This is a genomic window from Hydrogenimonas thermophila (genome assembly GCF_900115615.1).
Taxonomy (GTDB): domain Bacteria; phylum Campylobacterota; class Campylobacteria; order Campylobacterales; family Hydrogenimonadaceae; genus Hydrogenimonas; species Hydrogenimonas thermophila.
The window spans coordinates 1-1611 of sequence record NZ_FOXB01000085.1 but is presented as its reverse complement, the minus strand read 5'-3'; the positions used below and the strand labels follow the sequence as shown (position 1 = coordinate 1611).

Sequence of the window (1611 nt, the reverse complement as noted above, 5' to 3'; positions counted from 1 at the left end):
GGGTGAAAGTTTTAGGTGTAACTTTTTCGTTTGTAAATACCTAATTATAGAGCAATTTGGCTTGTTGTCTAATTTGGTATGGATTTATTGGGGGTAAGGGTATAGGACTTGGTCTATATATAAGTCGGCGAATAATGAGAGAACAATTTAATGGAGATTTATTATATAGAAAAATTAAAAATGGCTCTATGTTTATATTAAAATTTAATAAATAATTTACTGATATTTAGACTCTACTTTCTCAATTTCAAACCTGCTATAATTCCGATTTTAATTTTTGGAGTATCCTATGCACAGTATTGACCGTGGTGTTATTTTTATGCTTGGTAGTGCACTTATCTCTGCAATGAATGGTGCAATAGCCAAAATTCTTGGTGAAGAGTTGAGTGCAATGGAGATTGTCTTTTTTCGTAATATGATTGGCGTATTGCTTATTCTTATTGCACTTCGTCATACTCCACCTTCTTTACCAGGAGGAAAACTTCACTTACTTTTACTACGCGGTTTTTTTGGTTTTAGTGCGATGATCCTTTTTTTCTATACAATCACAACAATTCCTCTTGGAGAAGCTATTACACTAAATAAAACATCACCTCTTTTCGTTGCAATTTTAGCATTTTTATTGATGAATGAGAGACTAAATATTTATGCAATTATGGCAATATTTATAGGTTTTGGCGGTGTAGTTTTCATTACTCAACCGGCAGAGTTTTCAATGAGTTATGATCACTTCTTAGGTTTATTAGGCGGTTTTTTAGCAGCTTGCGCCTATGCTACAATCAAAAAGATACGTGATATATATGATGCTCGAATTATAGTTCTTTCATTTGTAGGACTTGGTACACTTTTACCTTTACTCCTTTTTTTAGCAGCTCCATTTGTCAATGCACCAGACTCACTTGCTTTTCTTTTTCCTGAGTTTAAATTTCCTGAGTCTAAAACCACTTGGGCACTCATAGGATTTATGGCACTTATATCTACTGTTTCACAATGGCTTCTTACTAAAGCTTATAGCTTGGGACGTGCAGGAGTTATTGGTGTTGTAAGCTACACAAATATTCCATTTGCTATTGGATTTGGTATTATGCTTGGTGATCCATTTCCAGGTCTATTTACGTGGATTGGAATAGGTATGATTATTTTGGCAGGACTATTGTTGAAAAAAGGATAAAATCTTTAAAACTATTCCATTTCAATACGATTACGACCTCTATCTTTCGCCAAATAGAGAGCATCATCAGCACGCTTGATCCACTCTTCTAAGCTGTCTTCATAATTATATTCAGATATACCTGCAGACATTGTTATTCGTATCAAATCAATACTATCTATATGAACTTTCATCTCTTCAACAACTTTTCTTATTGACTCAACCGTAATAAAAGCCCTTTTCTTACTTGTTTCAGGAAGAATAGCAATAAACTCTTCCCCTCCATACCTGACAACTATATCTGATTCACGCATTCTGTGCATAAGCAAAGAAGCAAATGCTTTAAGAACTTTATCGCCAGCTAAATGTCCATATTTATCATTGATCTTTTTGAAAAAATCTATATCAAATATTACAAGAGAGAGTGGATAATCAAGCCTTTTAGATTGAGCCATTATCTT

The 1611-nt window shown here is 33.6% G+C and carries 2 protein-coding genes; one reads left to right on the top strand and one right to left on the bottom strand.

Annotation, left to right across the window (positions count from 1 at the left end; translation table 11 throughout):
* The first annotated feature begins 289 nt into the window (after window positions 1–289).
* Window positions 290–1171: a DMT family transporter gene (locus BM227_RS12550; RefSeq protein ID WP_092914354.1), complete on the top strand. Its 882-nt coding sequence runs from the start codon at window positions 290–292 to the stop codon at window positions 1169–1171.
* 11 nt (window positions 1172–1182) lie between these two features.
* Here BM227_RS12550 and BM227_RS12545 read toward each other — a convergent pair.
* Window positions 1183–1611 (bottom strand): GGDEF domain-containing protein (locus tag BM227_RS12545; protein ID WP_143089756.1); only part of this gene is annotated, 429 nt, incomplete at its 5' end.